Raw genomic sequence first — 19,942 nt, forward strand, 5'->3', positions numbered from 1 at the left:
GGGAGTTACTTTTCTACCGCTCTCTTAACTGCAGCACCCAATTCATCTGGGTTAAACTTTGCAATAAACTGATTTGCACCTACACGCTCAACCATTGCTTGGTTAAATACACCACTTAAAGAAGTATGCAATATAACATGTAAGTCTTTTAATGCTGGTTCACGACGAATTTCTGCTGTTAATGTATAACCATCCATTTCTGGCATTTCAACATCAGAGATTACTAGGCCAATTTGCTCATAAATACTGCCTTCATTAGCCATATCAACGAGTTTATCTAGTGCTTCTTTACCATCTTTTACCATGATAGTTTCAAAACCGATAGATTGTACTGCACGTTGAACTTGCTTACGAGCAACACTTGAATCATCTGCAATCAGTACTTTTCGCACAATTTCAGGGCTGATTGCTGCCATTTCTTCAACCAATGTTTCATTCATGGTTTCATCAATAGGCGCAATTTCCGCTAAGATTTTTTCTACATCCAAAATTTCAACGAGTTCATCGTCAATATTTGTCACAGCAGTTAAATAGTTTGCACGTCCAGTACCTTGAGGCGGCGGTAAAATCGCCTCCCAATGCATATTAACAATACGCTCAACAGATTTAACTAAAAAACCTTGAATAGTACGGTTAAATTCCGAAATAATAATAAAGCATTTATCTATTTCTGTGGTCGGACGACCGCCAGTAGCAAGGCTTAAATCAATTACCGAGATCGTTTGGCCACGAATATGAGCTACGCCTTTTACTAAAGGATTCAAATTAGGCATTGAAGTCAATCTCGGACACTGTAATACTTCTTTTACCTTAAATACGTTAATACCATAACGTTGGCGTCCCATAAGACGAAAAGTAAGTAATTCTAAACGGTTCTGCCCTACAAGTTGTGTGCGCTGATTCACCGAATCCAGTATGCCTGTCATATGTGACTCCATCTTGTGCCATTATAAATGAATCGCGAGCCTAACATAAACCTATTAAGAACACGATATACCACATGGCATTTTATATTAAAATTATGATGATAATAGAAAAACATAGTATGAATATCACCATTTATCGACTTATAAGCGTTATCGGCATATTTATAAGTTTCTTTAGCTTGAATGTCCATGCTGCCACAGATGAGCAATTAAAGGCAATTAAACAGGCAGCAGAATCATTTATTGAACAGAAAATTGATACACCAAAAAATGGAACCTTACAAGTGGAAGCTGTGCGTATTGATAGCCGTATTTATGCGACTGATTGCCCAACCCCACTAACCACCACCTTGCCAGGAAAGCTCAATACTAGCGGAAATACTTCTGTACTTGTTGAATGCCCAACTGATAATTGGAAAGTGTATGTTCCTGTAAAATCAGAACTTATGATGCCTTTAGCTACCGCTGTAACCTCGTTATCAAAAGGACATACAATCTCGAATAGAGATATAACACTGACCTTAGTTACGAGTCGAGTCTACCGCAGAGGTGGGTATGTTAATGTAAACGACCTTATTGGTTCTCGTATTAAACGCAGTGTCAGGGCCGGTAATGTTGTTGAAAAAAACGATATCTGCATGGTATGCCGTAATGACAGCGTTATAATTAAGGCAGTAAAAGGAGAATTAAGTATCATCACAAAAGGAACCGCTTTAGGTGATGGTGCGCTTGGTGATAAGATCAATGTGAAAAATGATAAATCCAACCGTATAGTCAGTGGGATAGTAACTAATGTAGGTGTGATTAGTATTCGCTTCTAATAATACCGAATTTAGACCAATCAAAATTATTTTTTCTAAACTATCCCTGTTTACTGCCGATATGATTTTTGTGGCACTAATTATGCTTATATTATCCACAGTTTAAAAATAATGAAAAAAGCGTCAAAAAATTTCATTATTTACTTAAGTTATTTTTTTGACAGCCGATAGATAGATTAAGAGAATGTATTAACCGGCTAAAAAGGCTTGAATATATGACAAGTATTGACCAACTACGTGCTAGCCAAGCTATGGCGACATTACGTAATCAAGCTCGTGTTGATTCTGGTGATAAGTCACCTGCAAGTTCAACACCTGCTATGTCTGCGAAAATGGATGCCGTTTCTTTGAGTAATCAAGGTAAAGAAATTGGCCAAATGCACCAACAATTAGCAACAGAACCTTCGTTTAACGAAGATAAAGTTGCTGCAATTAAAGCAGCTATCGCAAATGGCTCTTACTCTGTTGATCCTGAGCGCCTAGCAGACAACATGATTAAATTTGAAGATGAATTAGCCGGCCTATAATCTTAGGCTGGTGATTTTTCTCATCATATCTATTTAATAAAGAGACACTATGGCTCAAACATTAACTGAATTATTAGATCTACAGCGTAGCGTTGCCCTCTCTCTTTCGACTGTTCTTAGTCGTGAGAAGGTTGCTATCGCCAGTAGAAAACCGGCTGAAATGGAAAGCGTTGCACATGATAAACTTGGCTTGCTAAACCAACTACGCCAATATGACCAGTTATTAGGTAGCCACGCAGAAAGACAGCTTCTTTCTGAAGATAGTGCATTAACAGAAAAAGTCACTGAAATAAAATCTATTATTCATGATTGCAAAGAAGAAAACGCCGTTAACGGTGAAGCACTTCAACGCGCACAACTTAGTTTTAATAAACTAAATAACCTGATGCAACAAAGTCGTGGTAAAAATGGCATGACTTACACCGCTGAAGGTCAAACTCGTAATATCACGACATTAGGTACTAACGTAAAAGCCTAATCTCCCCAACGCCCAAAAATCTTAAGTATCGATAATTTCTATCGATATACGGCACAGTGCTATCTGAACTTTTGTCTTTGTCTAAATATCTAGCCCCTGCCATTCCTATTTCTTACTCCCCCCCGCCTAAACTCTAGGCCTAGCTCTATCTATCCTTACTGTCCTCTAAACTCTAATTTCTGCTCTACCCATTTCTTACTCGTCCCTAACATCTAGTCCCTTTTACTCTTTCTCTTTCTCTTTCTCTGCTCAATAAAAAAGCCCCCGGAGCTAAAAACACCAAGGGCAAATATGTTGAATGAGAGTGTATTAATAAACGGTTATTAAATAACAGTCTATCCGCTATTTAGAACAGCGTGGTTTTTCTTTGTGTTGATGGTACGTCGTAAACCTGGCCTTGGTTTTTCATTCGTTCCATTTTTTTCAAATCTAATTTCAATTCAGTTACGTAGCTGTCACCAACTGGGTAAGTCCTCACGACTTCAGCTCCGCGAATGATACCATCAACACCAGCACTAGTTGTTTCTTCTCCTAGCTGTTGATCGTTCATTTCAACTTTACCGCTAATACGCATGCCATAAACTTGCTCAGCCAATTCTCTATAAGCGTCAACTTTTGAAGCGCGCATTGCTCGAATTCTCTGCTCATCTATATTTTTTCCGGCTTGCTCGCTAATACTGGCATAACCAACAGCATTTAGATGATCATCTTGTCGCATTGTTCCAAGAGGCTGACAACCGACTAGAACAAGTAGTGCTAATAGAAACCAATGTTTCATCGCAATTCTCCTTATGGACGTAGAATAATAGTATTACGCTCTGCTTTTTTCACATCAGAACGAATAAGAACACCATCTTCCATACGCATAGTATTTAAGGTATCTAAATCACGGCCAATTCGATCCGCAGGTAGGAAACCTTGTGCCGATGCCACAACAACTCGTGTTTGCATACCAATAACACGAGCATTAACTAACACACCACCATCTTGACGAAGCATGGTACCTGTTAATACATAATCAACTTGCTGCTCTTGTACTAACTCTTTCCAGTCTCGACTAAAGGCAAAATCACCTTGTTGAGTTACTCGAATGTTACCTGTCGTTTTATAGTCAATAACTTTAAAGCCACGACGTTGCAGCTGAAAGATAAACCCTTCAGTAACAGAGTTGCCTAACCAGTTTGTTTGATCCATTTGCTGTAAATCAACAAAAGACGTAATCGCAATTGGAGAACGTGCCGACAATGTCGTGTTCGATGTAACCAACTGCTCTGTTAAACTTTCAATAAAGTAATCCATTGTGTGTCGAGGAGTGTCCGCCAACATAAATGGGCTGCCATTATAAGGTTCTTTACCATTATAAATTGGTGAGTAAGCGCATGCACTAACCACCATTGACAGCAAAATTACAACTAATACTCTCATTCTATTATCTCCAGATAATGTTTTAATGTACTTACTCGCTTGATTTAAGCGTCAAATTTAAACTAGGAACAAAAATTGCAGTAGTTTATGAAACGCAATTTGTAAGTACTTTTATCAATCAACAAATAATAGTTAGCAAATTTCATACCCATTTGGCAGACAGCAGCAATGAAAAGAATATTTTTTTTACTTACATCATTATTAACAATAAGTTACGCACCATCAGCAAGTGCTGAATGGTTTGAGGTAACAGGGTCAGCGAGTGTGCTTACCAGTAAAAATGCGGCAAGATCTCATGCACTAGAAGATGCCGCTTACCAAGCTATGTTATTTTCAGGGGCTGACATTAGCCGCTTAAAAGATCTTAAAACCTTTTTAGAAAATGATGAAAAGCGTTATCAATTCAGCGGCAGTGAAATTCGCAGTATTGAAGTAGTAAAAGAGAAAAAGAAAAACGGCAAACTGTATCTTACTGCCCGTATTGATATCTATCCTTCGGCAAACAGTTGCCATATTGGTCAATACAAAAAAACCGTCATGACCAGTGAGATCACCATCGACTCTCCTCAACAAGCTGTCATGGGTAAAGTGTACAAAATGGGTGAAAGCCTTAGTACCGTATTTTCTCGTCAGCTAGATAAAGAGTCACAAAGTTTTATCTCTGTAGGAACGTCTCATTTGCGTATTGATAAACGCCAACCTGAAGTCGTTAAAATGATTGCAGAAGATCATGGTGCTCAATATATTTTCTCTGGAAACATCACAGATTTAAGTGCAACTATCGAACAAAACTTACTGCTGAAAGATACCATTAATCGTCAATTTGCTATTGAAGTTGCTGTACTGGATGGTAAAACAGGCCAAACTGTTTATAACAATAATTATCGTGAAGTGGCTCAGTGGGACTTCCCAAAAACCAGTGAAGTGGACACTCAAAGTGCTCGTTTCTGGACATCCGCTTATGGCGAGATGGTATTGCGAGTTAATCGCGATATGATGCTTGACTTAGAAAACCAATTTGCTTGTAAAATCACTCTTCCGCAAGTTGTTAGTATTCATAACAACCGTATCACGATGGATCTTGGTCGTATTCATGGAGTTAAAAAAGGCGATAAACTGGATTTATGGCACACTGGATCTTTCATTGATCAAAGTGGCTTACCTCGAAATAAGGTGGCCAAAACAAATATAACACTTACCGTTGATCGTGTTTATGAGCAGAATTCAGAACTAACTATTGATCAGCCTCAACTCATTAATAGTGTTCAAATTGGCGATGTAATGCATAAAACTGTCATTCAATAAAAATAGATGTAGATCATTAATATCTAAGAGAAACTATCAATGAAGGTAGTTTCTCTTTTTTTTATGAGCCTTGCCCTCGTTTTCCTTCTCCTCTTACGATACCCTTTACTAATAATTAGAATACTATACTTATTGAGTCATCATGCTAGGACACTTTCGACTACTTGTCGGCGCTTTTTTGCTACTGATCAGTACTTATCTATCCGCAGCTTCGGTTATGGAGGATGAGGAGTGGCAACAAAAATATCATCACAATAGGGTTTCTTCCCCAGAAAAAGCACTCGCTATGCTGCAAAGGGCCTATGACACTATAGACCCTAGTGCTGAACGTATCTATATCGCAAGTCGTATCCATGGCTTTGTTACCCGACGCGGTAATAATTATCGTCATAAAACGTCTAATAAAAGCCTAAACCCCTACGAACAAGTCGAATACTTTTCATTAATGGCAATGGATCATGATGATAGAGGGGAATACCAGAAAGTAATAGAATCAATAGAAGCCGCACTACACATTTCGAAATCACTGCATGACCCTGAATTGGATGCCGTATTATCTATTCAGCAATGCCGACTTAATTTAGATTTAGGTAATTATTATGTAGCTGAGTTTTATTGCCAATCAATCATTAAATATCTTGAAAAAACAAGCAGCCATTATATTGATAAAAAGTGGGTGTATCGCTTACTTGCAATGAGTTACCAAGGCAGCAGTAACTATGAAGCCGCATTACTAGCAAATGAGGAAGCACTTCGTCACAGCAAACCTTATGACATAAATGACACGACTTACTCAAACATTAGTCATTTATTGCTTAGTATGGGTCGATTACATAGCGCTAAAGAATTCGCTCAAAAAGCATTAGCCCTTCGTATTCAAAGAAACATCCCACAGAAAATAGCTCAGGCAAATATATTACTAGCGAGAATTCATCTTCAGTTATCACAATATGATGACGCTGAAATTCTTGCTCGCACTGCAATTGAAAACTTAAAAGAGTCAAATAACAGCTATACACGCAATATAGCCTACTTTACTCTTGGTTCTATTCTGCACAAAAAAGGCTTTCATGATGAGGCCATTGAATACTTATTGATTACATTGAATTCACAAGAAAAAGAATCAAATTCGATTTTTGTAATAAATACCTATCAAGTGCTTAGTCAGATTTATTTGCAGTATAAAAATCCAAACAAAGCGATTGAATACATTTTAATTGCCATTTCTAAATCAGAGACCTCACAAAGCCTTCAAGAACTCTCTGATTCTCTTTTGATATTGACTGATGTATATGAGTTTACTCAACAATATCAATTAGCTCTCAGCACACAAAAAAAACATCAAGCAGCAAAAAATAAAATTCATGCTCAAGATACAGCCAAGGCTTACGCTGCATTAAAGCTGAGAAATACTGTAATTCAAACGGAAAGAGAACTCATTGAAAGTCTTAAAGAGCAACAAGAACAGCAAAAAGAGCTCATTACCTCTCAACGCAATCGTGTTTATTCTCAGGTAATTATTATCGTTCTGGTTGTTTTTCTTATTTTCATTCTTCGCTCTCGCCAGAAACTAAATACATTGGCCTGTAAGGATGTACTCACAGGAGCAAACAGCAGACATCATATGTTTGAACTAATAAGAAAACGCCTTAGTGGATACCACCAACATACCGCTCTTGTTATGCTTGATATTGATAATTTTAAACAATTGAATGATAAATATGGCCACCCAAATGGTGATCTGGGCTTGAAGCATTTATATAAAACACTTGAAAGAGTAATACCGCTGCCACATCAGATTGGACGCGTTGGTGGAGAAGAATTTCTTCTGTTACTTCAAGAGGAAGGGAAAGATCACTGCCTCACCCTTATTGAGCAAGCTCGTCAAGCACTAGAGAGCTCAAGTTTTGATACGCTTGATGGGAAAAAGCTCTCTATTACAGCAAGTTTTTCTTGGATATACCTAGATAAAAATATGGATAATATTGATCAACTTTATTTCATCTTAGATGAAGGGCTATATCAAGCTAAGCAGAACGGTAAAAACTGTATCGTTAATGCGTTAGAAGACGAGATCACCTAACCCTCTTCTAATACCAACCGTAGTAAATTACTATCTAAAGTAATATTAAACTGGTATTAAAAAAGCCGCTGAATAATCACTTATTCAGCGGCCCTTGTATTTCATAATGACTAGATATTACTGAGCGTTAGCTTCACGTTCAGCAATAAATGCTAATGCCATCTTGATACGAGCAACAACACGCTCTTTACCAATGAATTGCATTACCGCGTCAACAGATGGAGATTGACCACCACCAGTAACAGCTACACGTAAAGGCATACCAATCTTGCCCATACCAATTTCAAGCTCTGCACATACTTCTTCAATCACATTGTGAAGGTTTTCAGTTGTCCACTCTTCTAGAGCTTCAACTTTAGTAAGAGCAAGCTCTAGTGGGCCTTTAGCAACGCCACGTAGGTGTTTCTTCGCTGCACCCGCTTCGAACTCTTCAAAATCTTGGTAGAAGTAGCGAGATTGCTCTGCTAATTCGATTAGCGTATTACAACGCTCACCAACTAAAGTAATTACATCAGTAATTGCTGGACCATTTTCAAGAGAGATCTCTTTTTGATCTAGGTGCCATTGTAGGTATTTTGCTACGTACTCAGGCTCTGATGTTTTAATGTAATGGTTGTTTAACCATAGAAGCTTATCAGTATTGAAAGCTGATGCTGATTTACTTACTGCATTTAAGCTGAATAAGTTAATCATCTCTTCTTGAGAGAAGATCTCTTGATCACCATGAGACCAACCTAAACGAACTAGGTAGTTGTTTAGTGCATTTGGTAGGTAACCTTCATCACGGTATTGCATTACTGATACAGCGCCATGACGCTTAGACAGTTTTGCACCATCATCACCTAGAATCATTGCACAGTGTGCAAACATTGGTACTGGAGCACCTAATGCTTCATAGATGTTAATTTGACGAGGTGTGTTGTTGATATGATCTTCACCACGGATTACTTGAGTAATACCCATATCCCAGTCATCAACCACTACTACGAAGTTATACGTAGGTGCGCCATCAGTACGACGGATGATCAAGTCATCTAATTGGCTGTTTGAGATTTCGATACAACCACGGATCTGGTCATCAAATACTACCGAACCTTCTTTAGGGTTACGGAAGCGAATAACACAAGCATCACCTTCTTTTGCTGCTGCATTAGCTTCAACAATTTTAGGGTGGTTTGCATCGTAGCGAGCCATCTCTTTGTTTTCTTCTTGCTCTGCACGAATTTCATCAAGCAGCTCTTTTGATGCGTAGCACTTGTATGCTTTATCTTCTGCAAGCAGTTGATCTACAACTTCGTTGTAACGGTCAAAACGCTTAGATTGGTAATAAGGACCTTCATCCCATTCCATACCCATCCATTGCATACCTTCTAGGATCGCATCAACCGCTTCCTGAGAGTTACGCTCAAGGTCAGTATCTTCGATACGAAGAACAAATTCGCCGCCTTGGTTTTTAGCAAAAAGCCATGAGTAAAGTGCAGTACGTGCACCACCAACGTGAAGGTAGCCTGTTGGGCTTGGAGCAAAACGAGTTTTAACCGTCATTGTTATTACCTTTTTGAAGAGGTTGCGCTGAATCTGTCAGCACCACATAATTTGTGGGCTATTTTAGCACCATAAGGTAAATCTACAATGATTGAGTGGCGTTAAGTTTCGTATTATCTAATTAACGCCTTAACAAGGATTTCATTACTTATTGTTCAAAAAGCCAAGAGATAACATTCTTCTTTTGCTCTGTGGTAGATTCATTATACCAATGCACCATCATATCTAATGCTTTAGAGTCATTTCCTTCGTCTAGATTAATGTTGTTTTTACGTGATTGGAAAGCTAATTCGGTAAACTCTTCCTTCTCTTTTCCTGATGCTTTTGAATACCAATGCTCGACCATTGCTACGGTATTAATACCACTTTCGTTCTCTACTATTTGTATAGTATCTTTATTCTCTACTTGTAATACAGCAGCTGAGACATCAGATAGTGCGATGTTGTTTTTTACATTATAACGAGCAATTTCTAATTCATAATCACGAGTAAAGCCCCCCGCACTAGGTAAAATACTTTGCTTTACAAGTAATCCAGTTTTCGCTTGTGGCTCTTTTAAGATAAATATAGGGTTCTTATTAAATATCACCGATTCTTTAACATTTTTAATATTCTTAGATGCTGATAACTGAAGATTTAAATCACTTGCATCAAATGTCATGATAACTGGAACTGAATTATATTTTTCTTTTTCGCCATATTCAGAAGTAATCAATTTTTCAATTCTTACAACAAGTTGGTTTACTCCATTTTTTAGTTCTAAATCACTATCCTTCAAAAGAGTGAAACCTAGAGATTCCCCATTTATTGCAACAACATGAATATCATTATCTAATTCCACATTCACTTCTGCCATTGCAGCTGAACATCCTAACAAAGAGGCAAGAGCTAATATTTGAACTCTTTTTTTCATCTTAAATACTCCATAAATGAAAAAAGCGAGCATCATAATCTGACGCTCGCCAATAAAATTATTTAATTACTATACTAACTAGAAGTAGTATTCAGCACCAACTAAGATTGAATTAGTCCAATCTTTGTTATCCATTTTATAGTTACGAGAATCGATATATAGGTAAGTACTTGGTAGTAAATAACCTAAACGAGCTGTAATTGCTGTATCACCCGTATCTTCTTTTTTTACTTTTGCTGTATCTTGGTCTGCATCTGTAGTCATAGAGTAACCAGCTTTGAAGACCCACTGATTATTAAGCATATATTGAGCAGTTGCTGATACTGCATCTTGACCATTAGTGCCTGTAGCTGTATCTGTTTCCATCATTTTATATGCAGCAGTTAATGTCACATCGCCTAGAAAAAAGCTACCACCGACGATTGCATAATTATTAGCATAATGAATAGTTGTTGCTCCACCTTCTACATACTCAGGGTTCGGAATAATTGAACTTCCATCAGGAGCAATAATATACTTAGGAACCTCACTAGCTAAAGATGTGTATTCTCCACGAGTATAGTAAGCAGCATGAACACTAAATAGATCTTGAGTATAAGAAGTTGCAATACTTGCAACAAGAGCATCTGTTGTTGTAGACATACCGCTTAATGTTGCTTGGAAATTAAAACCACCGAAATTAGCAGAATCAAATCTTAAGTTATTATCAGCACGATCTTCAAACGTTACGCCAAGATCATTGTTCCAATCAAATACATTACCTAAACCAGGGTTAGTGTGAGGCCAATCGACATAATTATACGCAGCTACCAGTTGACGACCAAACTTGAATGAACCAACACCATCAAAATCAAGACCTAGGAACGTATCACGAGCACCTAACTGGCCTGATTTTGCGCCGTTATTTGCATCGCCACCCTCAATTTGCCAGATTAAATCTGGACCAAAATCTTCAAACTCAACCGTACCACGAAAACCGATACGAGATTCAATAACTGCCCCAACACTATTTTCAGAGTCGCCATCACTAACAACAGTCATAAAGCCAGCAGCTTGGCCGTATACTTGAACCGCATCGCCAGCCAATTGAATAGCGGCATTTGCAGAGCCAGAAACTAATGTAGCAGCAGCAATTGCTGCACCTAAAAGTGTTTTTTTGAACATAGTCATAATTCCTTCATTTAACTAATTAAGTAATGCATAGATATTTAAGTTGGTCGCCGAAATGAACCATGCACTAGATTTGTTGTCTGAGGTGGACTATGACAATGTTTTTTCACAAAGAAAATATAGTTATGTTTTTTGAGTGACGAGCTTCAAACCTCAAGACTTATAAAAAAACATAATCAATAATAATCAACAACTTAATAAAATATATAAATAAACAACACCGATTAAAAATAAAACAAAAGAGACCGAAGTCTCAAAAATAACCCACACCAATATAAAACACACAGATCTATATCACATCACTTTTAGTAGCAATTAGATCTATTTATTTTAATTAAAAAAAAAGTGCGAACTAAGTCGCACTCATTTAGTTTATATAGATAGAAAAAGAAGGCATGAAACTAAATTTTACTTTCTTTTTTTATCTGATGTAATTAGTGTAATCTATTTCTCACGATCGAATAACCAGCTAATTATTTCTTTTTTCTCGCTATTATTTGATTCATTAAACCAATAGGCCATCATTTGTAAACTTTGTGATGATTCTGTTTTACCTATATTGATATTCGACTTTCTATTCTCAAATGCTAAGTCAGTAAATGCCGTTCTTTCACTTTCACTTGCTTTGTCATACCAATACTTGAGCATGTCTGTATTTTTTGAATCTGAATGATTTAGCTCTAACGGTTCTATTTTTTTCTGACTATCTACATTAGATATCGCAATTACTGATGTGGAATCTAGTTGAATGTTGTTTTTCTTATTAAAACGAACGATCTCTTTTTCGTAATCTCGAGTTATTCCACCAGAACTAGGAAGTACATCCTGCTGAATAATCGCAATTTCTTTATTTGTTTTAGTATTCTTTAAAATTAAGTTTGGATTTTTATCAAAAGCTGTAGATTGTTTTGTACGAGTTATTTCTTGAGGGGGAAGTAATTCGAGAGCCGAGTCTTGACTATCAAAAGTGATGATTATTGGTACGGAATTATATTTCTCTCGCTCTCCGTATTCAGAAACAACCAATTTCTCAACTCTAACAACTAATTGGTTAATACCATTATTTAGTTCTAAATCATTTTCTTTAAGAAGAGTAAAACCAAGGGACTCACCATTTACTGCTACAGGAGCAATATCACGATGAAGTTGAATATTCACATTTGCTTGAGAATACAAAGGCATTAATAATGAGGCACTAACCAAAACCTTTAACATCATTTTCATTTTATTTATTTTCCTTAAGTGAAAAAGCGAGCATCAATGATACTCGCTAATATACAACGGATTTACTCAATCTTTACACTAGAAGTAGTACTCAGCACCCACTAATACTGAAGACGTCCAATCATCTGAATTATTCATCTGATAATTACGAGAATCTACATATAAATATGTACTTGGTAGTAGGTAACCTAGACGAGCAGTTAACGCTACATCGCCAGTATCACCTTTAGCATGATCTGCTGTATCTTGGTCTGCATCAGTCGTCATAGCATAACCACCTTTAAAGACCCATTTGCTATTAAGTACATATTGAGCTGTTACAGAAAGCGCATCTTGACTATTAGTACCAGTTGCTGTGTCAGTTTCCATCATTTTATAGGCAGCAGTTAAAGTCACATCACCTAAGAATAAGTTACCACCAACAATTGCATAGTTATGCGCAAAATTAGTTTCAACAGCTCCGCCCTCTACATAATCAGGGTTCAGTATAATTGATTGACCATCAGGAGCTATAATATATTTCGGTTGTTCATCAAGTTGTGATTTATATTCTCCACGAGTGTAATAACCAGCATGTATGCTAAACATATCTTGAGAGTAAGAACCAGCAAAACTTGCAACCATGCGGTCTGTATCTTGTTCCATACCACTCAATGTAGCTTGAAAATTAAAGCCACCGAATGTTGCAGAATCAAATCTAAATGTATTATCTGCACGATCTTGGTAAGCAACACCTAAGTCATTATTCCAGTCAAATACATTACCTAAACCTGGGTTTGAGTGAGGCCAATCGACGTAGTTATACGCAGCAACTAGCTGACGACCAAACTTAAATTGACCAACACCGTCAAAATCAAGCCCCAAAAATGTATCTCGAGCACCTAACTGACCTGATTTAGCACCATTGTTCGCATCACCACCTTCGATTTGCCAAATTAAATTTGGACCAAAGTCTTCAAACTCTACCGTACCACGAAAACCGATACGAGATTCAATAACAGCACCAGCACTTTGCGATTTACTATCATCAATAACAGTCATATAACCCGCAGCTTGACCATAAAACTGTACGGCATCACCCGCTAGTGGAACGGCTGCGTTTGCTGAGCCTGCTACTGCTACTGCAGCTGTTGCGATTGCTGCACCTAAAAGAGTGCGTTTAAAAAATTTGTTTTCCATGGAATAAAACTCCTAAAAATGGATATAGCTGTGTTCGTTATTTACTGGCTTTAAGTTGGCCGCCGAAAGCAATAAATAACTCTCCTAATTCACACAATTTTTAAATAAGAAAAGGAAAATTTAAAAATTGTAATTACCTTATATTTTTTCCTGCATACACGCTGTGCATCCATGAAATAAATACTAAACCGATCAAAAAAAACATAAAACAAAAACTTAATTTTCTATAAAAAAAATATGAGCGAGCGCAAACTTCTTTCGCGTTAGTGATTAAGATCAAATTAAATAGATCAATAATCATCAAGAAACATCTTACAGAGCTAAAACAACAGGTTATAAATATAAAAAAAGACTCAATGCGACGCATATCTCGTTACTTTGAAAACAGTTGATCGTCTCATATAAATAGTTACAACGAGAATCGGTAGAAAGATTTAAGTTATACCAAACAATAAACCCATTAGTTTCAGGTGTAAAAAAAAGGAGCTCTAGGCTCCTTTTTACTTAATTAATGATTATTTAATTGTTAATTAAGTAACTCAATTAACTGTTCTTCATTCATTACTTCTATTCCAAGCTCTTCCGCTTTAGTTAATTTAGACCCTGCCGCTTCACCTGCAAAAAGAATATCGGTTTTTTTAGAGACGCTACCAGTAACCTTTGCACCTAATTCTTGCAGTGCTGCTTTGGCTTCATTACGTTTTAGTTTATGAAGCGTACCGGTAAGAACCACCACTTTTCCTGCTAATGGTTGCGGAACTGATTCATCAAGTGCTTTAATTTCAGGCCAATGAATGCCCATTGATTGTAAATCTTCGATTACGGCTTGGTTATGTGGTTCTGCAAAGAAGTTTAAAACATGTTTGGCAACGATATCGCCCACATCACTCACTTCTATTAATTGCTCAAGTGTCGCCGCCTGAACCGCTTCTAATGTTGAGAAATGCAAAGCTAAATTTGCTGCAGTAGCTTCACCCACTTCTCTGATACCTAAAGAATATAAAAATCGAGGTAAGGTTGTTGCTTTAGCTTTGTTTAATGCATCAACCACATTTTGAGCTGATTTAGGCCCCATACGCTCTAATACGGTTAATATTCCGGCTGAAAGCTTAAATAAATCAGCAGGGGTTTCTACCATTTCTTTATCAACTAGCTGTTCGACGACCTTGTCACCTAAACCATCGACATCAAGCGCTTTACGAGAGACAAAATGCTTTAGTGCTTCTTTACGTTGAGCTGGACAGACTAAACCAGCTCCACAACGAGTGACTACCTCGCCTTCCACTCTTTCAAGCTTAGAATCACAGGCTGGGCAGGTTGTAGGATAAATAATGGCTTTACTGTCTTCTGGACGACGAGCTTCAACAACTGAAACAATTTGTGGGATCACATCACCTGCACGACGAATAATCACAGTATCGCCAATATGAACGCCTAAACGTGCGATTTCATCAGCATTATGCAGTGTGGCATTACTTACGGTGACACCACCCACAAATACAGGTTCAAGTTTCGCGACAGGAGTAATAGCTCCAGTACGTCCAACTTGGAACTCAACATCATTAAGAACCGTCAGTTCTTCTTGTGCTGGAAACTTATAAGCAATCGCCCAGCGAGGAGCTCTAGCTACAAAGCCTAGTTGTTCTTGAAGTTCAATATCATCAACTTTAATCACCACGCCGTCGATTTCGTATTTCAATGCATCTCGGCGCTCAAGAATGTCTTTATAGTAGGCTTTTACTTCTGCTAAAGAGCCGCATTGCTTGGTCTCTTCACACATAGGTAAGCCCCAGCCTTTAAGCTGAACAAAACGCTGATAATGACTTGCCTCTAATTCACCACCATCAATCACACCAACGCTATAAGCATAAAAACTCAGTGGACGTGTTGCTGTGATCTTAGAATCTAATTGACGTAAACTGCCTGCTGCGGCATTTCGTGGGTTAGCGAATGGTTTTTCACCGCGCTTTAACGCTCGCTCATTTAAAGCATCAAAACCCGCTTTTGGCATAAAGACTTCACCACGCACTTCTAATCGTGTTGGCCAACCTTCACCTTGCAGTGTTAATGGAATGCAACGAATCGTTCTTACGTTTTCAGTAATATTCTCCCCCGTTGAACCATCACCACGAGTTCCTGCTTGTACTAATTTACCATTTACATAGAGTAGACTAACCGCAAGACCATCCAACTTAGGCTCACAACAGAATAGAGAAACAGGTTTAGCAATAAGACGATCGTTCATTCTTTTTTCAAAGGCTTCTAACTCTTCGTCACTGAACGCATTATCAAGAGAAAGCATTGGGATCTCATGCTGAACTTGAGTAAAACCATCCAACGCTTCACCACCCACACGTTGGCTAGGTGAGTCAACGCTCACTAACTCTGGATGTTCAGACTCTATAGATAGCAATTGTTGCATCATTCGGTCATATTCTGCATCAGGTAGCTCAGGGCTATCTTCTACATAATAACGATAAGCGTGGTAATTCAGTTGTTGTTTTAGCTCATCTAAGGTCTGTTCAATACTCATGATTCATCAACTTCTTGTTCTGTTTTCTAAAAATAAAAAAAAGGCTCCAAAAGAGCCTTTCTCATTAATACTAATTCTATAGTAGATAATCTATTTACGGCAAAAAACTTTCGCTCTTCCCTTATATTCATCTATTTTATTTGGTGTCAGCATGGCTCTTTTTTCATCGAGAACATTACCACCAAGCTCTGAGCTTACTAGCTGAGCCGTCTGTAACATCAGCTTAAAGTTATGTTCAGCATCACCAAAACAAGGTAATGGTAAGAAAAATGAAATACCTGGTGTTGAAAACTCTTCACCTTCAGGGACTTGAAAATGTCCTGGCGAAACCATATTTGCTGTACTAAATAACACTTTTCCAGATCCAGAGAGATCCGAATGGCGATGATAGATCCCCATATCACCAAACACTAATCCATTTTGTTCAAGACTATTGAACAAACGATTTCCGTTAAAGCGTTCTGTTCCCATACCATGAACATTAATTACAATAACGTCTTCTTCCGGTTCAGGCTCAGGTTCTTGCTCTGGTTTTGTTTCTATAATCGGCGCAACCACCGGCTCTTCTACTATTATTGGTTTTTCAATATGTAGCTCTGGCTGAGGCTGTTTTTCTTGAACGATAGCGGTATCATCAATTGCCGAAAAGGAGATCATTGGCTCTTCTTCGATGATTATTTCTTCTTTTACCGGTATCTCATTAACTACTGCCTCCTGTCTTTCAACAGGCTGCTCTTTAATCACTGCAATAGGCTCTTCAACCGTATTGTCTTTATGCTCAAAATCAAAAAGAGGATCCTTTGAAAAAGCCGGTTCTTCGCGTGTAAATGCAGGCTCTTTTCTTTCTTTTGGCGTATTAGCCTCTTCTTTTGCTTGATCAAAACCACGCATAGGAGCGACTTCTTCTTCATCAATGTCTGAATCAAAATCGATGTCTACTTTTTTCCCAAATTTTGAGTTTGTTTCTTTTCGACTTGTCCATAAGCCATGAAACAATAACGCCGCAATGGCCAATGCCCCAACAAGTATCAACACTAATCGCAATTCTTGCATCGCTAACTCTCTGCTCTTCTGCTTTATTGAACTCCCCTCTTTTATCGATAAAAAGAAAGAAGCTAACTTTAACTACTATATTAAAGTAGTTTAACTAATCACGTTAATCTACCACTACTTCTTGATAATGTACCAAATAATAGCCCCATTGTTGAATAACAAAATGAAAGTGGTGACATAAATCTTACATTTGAACAATTTGGACCGACTTTATTTACGGTAATTCCATTTATTTGTGCTTATTTTTGAGTATAGTGAATACATGATACACAACCGTAAATTTTGATTATGAATTCATTGAAACAAACTCAATCTGGTGTTCAGTACTTTTTTACTGGCATATCACTCGCAATGACACCAGGTATTCGTCGCTTTGTGTTTATCCCACTACTGATAAATTTTGTACTTTTAGGGGGATCGTTTTTTTATCTATTTAATCAAATTGGTGGCTGGATTGAACAGATCTTAGCTCAAATTCCAAGTTGGTTAAATTGGCTATCTTATATATTGTGGCCCCTTATTGTTATCAGTATTCTTGCCGTCTTCTCTTATTTCTTTAGTACCATTGCAAACTGGATAGCTGCACCATTCAATGGTTTATTAGCGGAACACTTAGAAGCAAAGTTAACCAATCAACCCGCTCCTGATGGTGGAGTTCTTGATGCTCTGAAAGATTTGCCACGGATCTTTACAAGAGAATGGCAAAAACTAAAATATTACCTACCAAAAGCATTAGGATTATTTATTCTATTTTTTATTCCTGCTATTGGTCAAAGTATCGCCCCTGTTTTATGGTTTTTCTTTACCGCTTGGATGATGGCAATTCAATATTGCGATTACCCATTTGATAATCACAAAGTGCCATTTGAAACTATGCGAGACGATTTAAAGACTAATCGTGGGAAATGCTTATCTTTTGGTGCTTTAGTTACCCTGTTTACTATGACTCCAATTTTAAACCTATTTGTGATGCCGATTGCGGTTTGTGGCGCGACCGCTATGTGGGTCGATGTGTATCGTAATGAACATACAAACCGTTAATCCATAACTTATAACCTTTTGATCCTTTCTCATTTAAGTAACTCTTCGTATTCTAAATAGGTAGAGTTACTCAAAAGAGTACAAAAATCATAACCCATATAATCACGCTTACCGTGAAATGAAGGAACAGATCATGACAAAGATTTACGAAGATAATTCTCAAACGATTGGTAATACACCGCTAGTTCGCCTTAATCGTGTAAGTAAAGGTAACGTATTAGCAAAAGTTGAAGCTCGTAACCCAAGCTTTAGTGTTAAGTGTCGTATTGGCGCCAACATGATTTGGGAAGCAGAAAAAGCAGGTACGTTAAAAGAAGGGATTGAGCTTGTTGAGCCGACGTCAGGTAATACGGGTGTTGCTCTTGCTTTTGTTGCTGCCGCTCGTGGTTATAAACTAACACTAACAATGCCTGCATCAATGAGTCTTGAGCGCCGTAAACTGCTTAAAGCACTAGGCGCAAACCTAGTATTAACAGAAGCACCTAAAGGTATGGGTGGCGCGATCGCAAAAGCAGAAGAAATTGTAGCAAGCGATCCAAGTAAGTACCTTCTTCTTCAACAGTTTAATAACCCTGCAAACCCTGAGATCCACGAAAAAACGACAGGACCTGAGATCTGGGAAGCAACAGAAGGTAATGTTGATGTATTCGTTGCTGGTGTTGGTACTGGTGGTACATTAACAGGTACAAGTCGCTTCCTTAAACACACTAAGAATAAAGCGGTACTTTCAGTTGCGGTTGAACCAGCTGAGTCTCCAGTGATTGCTCAAGCGCTTGCTGGTGAAGAAATCAAACCTGCTCCACATAAGATCCAAGGTATTGGTGCTGGCTTTATTCCTGGAAACCTAGATTTAGCATTAATCGATCGCGTTGAAGCCGTAACTTCAGAAGATGCTATTGAAATGGCGCGTCGACTAATGGAAGAAGAAGGCATTTTAGCTGGTATCTCTTCTGGTGCTGCTGTGGTTGCAGCGAACCGTATTGCTGAGCTTCCAGAGTTTGCAGACAAACAAATTGTAGTGGTACTACCGAGTTCAGGAGAGCGCTACCTAAGTACTGCACTTTTTGCTGGTTTGTTTACAGAACAAGAAAACGAACAATAAATCTACGTTTTTCACGTGTTCAAATCAATTTTTCCTCCAAAAAAGCCCCTTATGGGGTTTTTTTGTTGATTTCATTTCACTCCTTAGTAATAATCTAGCCACTTTATTTTTAGGTGTAAAATAATTACAATCCAAGATAAAGTATCAACATTAGACTCGTTTAATGTTACAAAATAAGAAAGAATATATAAATTACTGTCGTTAACCTATTTACTCTTAGACGGATTGTTTCTGAGGCTGTGATGTGCGAAAGTACATTCATAAACAGAATTGGTTAACGACATTAATTCAACATAAAATATAAATCGGGGTATACACAATGTATTCACAAGACGTAGTAATCACTGCAGAAAACGGCCTTCACACTCGTCCAGCGGCTCAGTTCGTTAAAGAAGCGAAAGGTTTTGATGCAAAAATCACTGTTACTTCTAACGGCAAAAGTGCAAGTGCTACTAGCCTTTTCAAACTTCAAACTTTAGGTCTAACTAAAGGTACTAACGTAACTATCTCTGCTGAAGGCGCTCAAGAGAAAGCTGCAGTAGACCACCTAGTTAAACTAATGGATGAGCTGCACTAATCAGCTTTTTCTTTATTATTCTCATTCTCTAATTTGATCA

The 19,942-nt window shown here is 37.8% G+C and carries 18 protein-coding genes; 8 read left to right on the forward strand and 10 right to left on the reverse strand.

Annotated features, from left to right (window positions below):
- Positions 1-5 precede the first annotated feature (5 nt).
- Positions 6-926, reverse strand: a complete 921-nt coding sequence (locus tag AC2INI_RS10135) for a chemotaxis protein CheV (protein WP_122034200.1) — start codon at positions 924-926, stop codon at positions 6-8.
- Between the two features lie 74 nt (positions 927-1,000).
- On the opposite strand from AC2INI_RS10135, the gene flgA reads away from it, so the two are divergent.
- The 3 genes from flgA to AC2INI_RS10150 all read left to right on the forward strand — a co-directional run bounded on the left by flgA (position 1,001) and on the right by AC2INI_RS10150 (position 2,752).
- Positions 1,001-1,747, forward strand: coding sequence for a flagellar basal body P-ring formation chaperone FlgA (gene flgA, locus AC2INI_RS10140; protein ID WP_486304752.1), 747 nt, complete (start codon positions 1,001-1,003; stop codon positions 1,745-1,747).
- Between the two features lie 215 nt (positions 1,748-1,962).
- Entirely contained in the window at positions 1,963-2,274 is a 312-nt protein-coding gene (gene flgM, locus AC2INI_RS10145; protein WP_122034204.1) for a flagellar biosynthesis anti-sigma factor FlgM, read from the forward strand.
- Between the two features lie 49 nt (positions 2,275-2,323).
- Positions 2,324-2,752, forward strand: coding sequence for a flagella synthesis protein FlgN (locus tag AC2INI_RS10150; protein ID WP_122034213.1), 429 nt, complete (start codon positions 2,324-2,326; stop codon positions 2,750-2,752).
- A 346-nt stretch (positions 2,753-3,098) separates the two neighbouring features.
- Here AC2INI_RS10150 and AC2INI_RS10155 read toward each other — a convergent pair whose 3' ends face one another.
- Both AC2INI_RS10155 and AC2INI_RS10160 read right to left on the reverse strand, forming a co-directional pair.
- Positions 3,099-3,530 carry an LPP20 family lipoprotein gene (locus AC2INI_RS10155; protein ID WP_122034215.1) on the reverse strand — a complete coding sequence of 144 codons (432 nt, stop codon included), beginning with the start codon at positions 3,528-3,530 and terminating at the stop codon, positions 3,099-3,101.
- Positions 3,531-3,541: 11 nt separating this feature from the next.
- Positions 3,542-4,177 (reverse strand): FlgO family outer membrane protein, encoded by a 636-nt coding sequence (locus AC2INI_RS10160; RefSeq protein ID WP_122034217.1) that lies wholly within the window; start codon positions 4,175-4,177, stop codon positions 3,542-3,544.
- Positions 4,178-4,345: 168 nt separating this feature from the next.
- Between AC2INI_RS10160 and AC2INI_RS10165 the strand changes: the two genes are divergently transcribed.
- Both AC2INI_RS10165 and AC2INI_RS10170 read left to right on the forward strand, forming a co-directional pair.
- Positions 4,346-5,482: a flagellar assembly protein FlgT gene (locus tag AC2INI_RS10165; RefSeq protein WP_122034219.1), complete on the forward strand. Its 1,137-nt coding sequence runs from the start codon at positions 4,346-4,348 to the stop codon at positions 5,480-5,482.
- Positions 5,483-5,624: 142 nt separating this feature from the next.
- Positions 5,625-7,565 carry a tetratricopeptide repeat-containing diguanylate cyclase gene (locus tag AC2INI_RS10170; RefSeq protein WP_486304753.1) on the forward strand — a complete coding sequence of 647 codons (1,941 nt, stop codon included), beginning with the start codon at positions 5,625-5,627 and terminating at the stop codon, positions 7,563-7,565.
- Positions 7,566-7,682: 117 nt separating this feature from the next.
- Here the strand turns inward: AC2INI_RS10170 and gltX are convergent, their stop codons facing one another.
- From gltX to zipA, 7 genes are all read right to left on the reverse strand, one after another.
- Positions 7,683-9,110 (reverse strand): glutamate--tRNA ligase, encoded by a 1,428-nt coding sequence (gene gltX, locus AC2INI_RS10175; protein ID WP_486304754.1) that lies wholly within the window; start codon positions 9,108-9,110, stop codon positions 7,683-7,685.
- Positions 9,111-9,258: 148 nt separating this feature from the next.
- Positions 9,259-10,023: a YccT family protein gene (locus AC2INI_RS10180; RefSeq protein ID WP_486304755.1), complete on the reverse strand. Its 765-nt coding sequence runs from the start codon at positions 10,021-10,023 to the stop codon at positions 9,259-9,261.
- A 78-nt stretch (positions 10,024-10,101) separates the two neighbouring features.
- Positions 10,102-11,196, reverse strand: a complete 1,095-nt coding sequence (locus AC2INI_RS10185) for a porin (protein ID WP_486305718.1) — start codon at positions 11,194-11,196, stop codon at positions 10,102-10,104.
- Between the two features lie 441 nt (positions 11,197-11,637).
- Entirely contained in the window at positions 11,638-12,417 is a 780-nt protein-coding gene (locus tag AC2INI_RS10190) for a YccT family protein (protein ID WP_486304756.1), read from the reverse strand.
- Between the two features lie 78 nt (positions 12,418-12,495).
- A complete protein-coding gene (locus AC2INI_RS10195; RefSeq protein ID WP_486304757.1) occupies positions 12,496-13,596 on the reverse strand; it encodes a porin in 1,101 nt (366 codons plus the stop codon).
- Between the two features lie 526 nt (positions 13,597-14,122).
- The gene (ligA, locus tag AC2INI_RS10200) at positions 14,123-16,129 is read right to left on the reverse strand and encodes an NAD-dependent DNA ligase LigA (RefSeq protein WP_486304758.1); all 2,007 of its coding nucleotides are present in this window, start codon (positions 16,127-16,129) and stop codon (positions 14,123-14,125) included.
- Positions 16,130-16,219: 90 nt separating this feature from the next.
- Positions 16,220-17,182, reverse strand: a complete 963-nt coding sequence (gene zipA / locus AC2INI_RS10205; protein ID WP_486304759.1) for a cell division protein ZipA — start codon at positions 17,180-17,182, stop codon at positions 16,220-16,222.
- A 288-nt stretch (positions 17,183-17,470) separates the two neighbouring features.
- Here zipA and cysZ point away from each other — a divergent pair, with 288 nt between their 5' ends.
- From cysZ to ptsH, 3 genes are all read left to right on the forward strand, one after another.
- Positions 17,471-18,223 carry a sulfate transporter CysZ gene (cysZ, locus tag AC2INI_RS10210; protein WP_486304760.1) on the forward strand — a complete coding sequence of 251 codons (753 nt, stop codon included), beginning with the start codon at positions 17,471-17,473 and terminating at the stop codon, positions 18,221-18,223.
- 133 nt (positions 18,224-18,356) lie between these two features.
- Complete coding sequence (gene cysK, locus AC2INI_RS10215; protein ID WP_122034239.1) at positions 18,357-19,325, forward strand: cysteine synthase A; 969 nt, start codon at positions 18,357-18,359, stop codon at positions 19,323-19,325.
- A gap of 319 nt (positions 19,326-19,644) precedes the next feature.
- Entirely contained in the window at positions 19,645-19,902 is a 258-nt protein-coding gene (gene ptsH / locus AC2INI_RS10220) for a phosphocarrier protein Hpr (RefSeq protein ID WP_045102671.1), read from the forward strand.
- Positions 19,903-19,942: the final 40 nt, after the last annotated feature.

This window comes from Aliivibrio friggae, from assembly GCF_057368515.1.

Bases quoted from the DNA above. Each gene is read 5' to 3' on its own strand.
- AC2INI_RS10155 (WP_122034215.1), bottom strand. From the start codon at position 3,530: ATGAAACATTGGTTTCTATTAGCACTACTTGTTCTAGTCGGTTGTCAG.
- ptsH (WP_045102671.1), top strand. From the start codon at position 19,645: ATGTATTCACAAGACGTAGTAATCACTGCAGAAAACGGCCTTCACACT.
- AC2INI_RS10180 (WP_486304755.1), bottom strand. From the start codon at position 10,023: ATGAAAAAAAGAGTTCAAATATTAGCTCTTGCCTCTTTGTTAGGATGT.
- AC2INI_RS10170 (WP_486304753.1), top strand. From the start codon at position 5,625: ATGCTAGGACACTTTCGACTACTTGTCGGCGCTTTTTTGCTACTGATC.
- AC2INI_RS10165 (WP_122034219.1), top strand. From the start codon at position 4,346: ATGAAAAGAATATTTTTTTTACTTACATCATTATTAACAATAAGTTAC.
- cysZ (WP_486304760.1), top strand. From the start codon at position 17,471: ATGAATTCATTGAAACAAACTCAATCTGGTGTTCAGTACTTTTTTACT.
- gltX (WP_486304754.1), bottom strand. From the start codon at position 9,110: ATGACGGTTAAAACTCGTTTTGCTCCAAGCCCAACAGGCTACCTTCAC.
- AC2INI_RS10190 (WP_486304756.1), bottom strand. From the start codon at position 12,417: ATGAAAATGATGTTAAAGGTTTTGGTTAGTGCCTCATTATTAATGCCT.
- AC2INI_RS10150 (WP_122034213.1), top strand. From the start codon at position 2,324: ATGGCTCAAACATTAACTGAATTATTAGATCTACAGCGTAGCGTTGCC.
- AC2INI_RS10160 (WP_122034217.1), bottom strand. From the start codon at position 4,177: ATGAGAGTATTAGTTGTAATTTTGCTGTCAATGGTGGTTAGTGCATGC.
- zipA (WP_486304759.1), bottom strand. From the start codon at position 17,182: ATGCAAGAATTGCGATTAGTGTTGATACTTGTTGGGGCATTGGCCATT.
- cysK (WP_122034239.1), top strand. From the start codon at position 18,357: ATGACAAAGATTTACGAAGATAATTCTCAAACGATTGGTAATACACCG.
- AC2INI_RS10195 (WP_486304757.1), bottom strand. From the start codon at position 13,596: ATGGAAAACAAATTTTTTAAACGCACTCTTTTAGGTGCAGCAATCGCA.
- AC2INI_RS10135 (WP_122034200.1), bottom strand. From the start codon at position 926: ATGACAGGCATACTGGATTCGGTGAATCAGCGCACACAACTTGTAGGG.
- flgM (WP_122034204.1), top strand. From the start codon at position 1,963: ATGACAAGTATTGACCAACTACGTGCTAGCCAAGCTATGGCGACATTA.
- ligA (WP_486304758.1), bottom strand. From the start codon at position 16,129: ATGAGTATTGAACAGACCTTAGATGAGCTAAAACAACAACTGAATTAC.
- flgA (WP_486304752.1), top strand. From the start codon at position 1,001: ATGGCATTTTATATTAAAATTATGATGATAATAGAAAAACATAGTATG.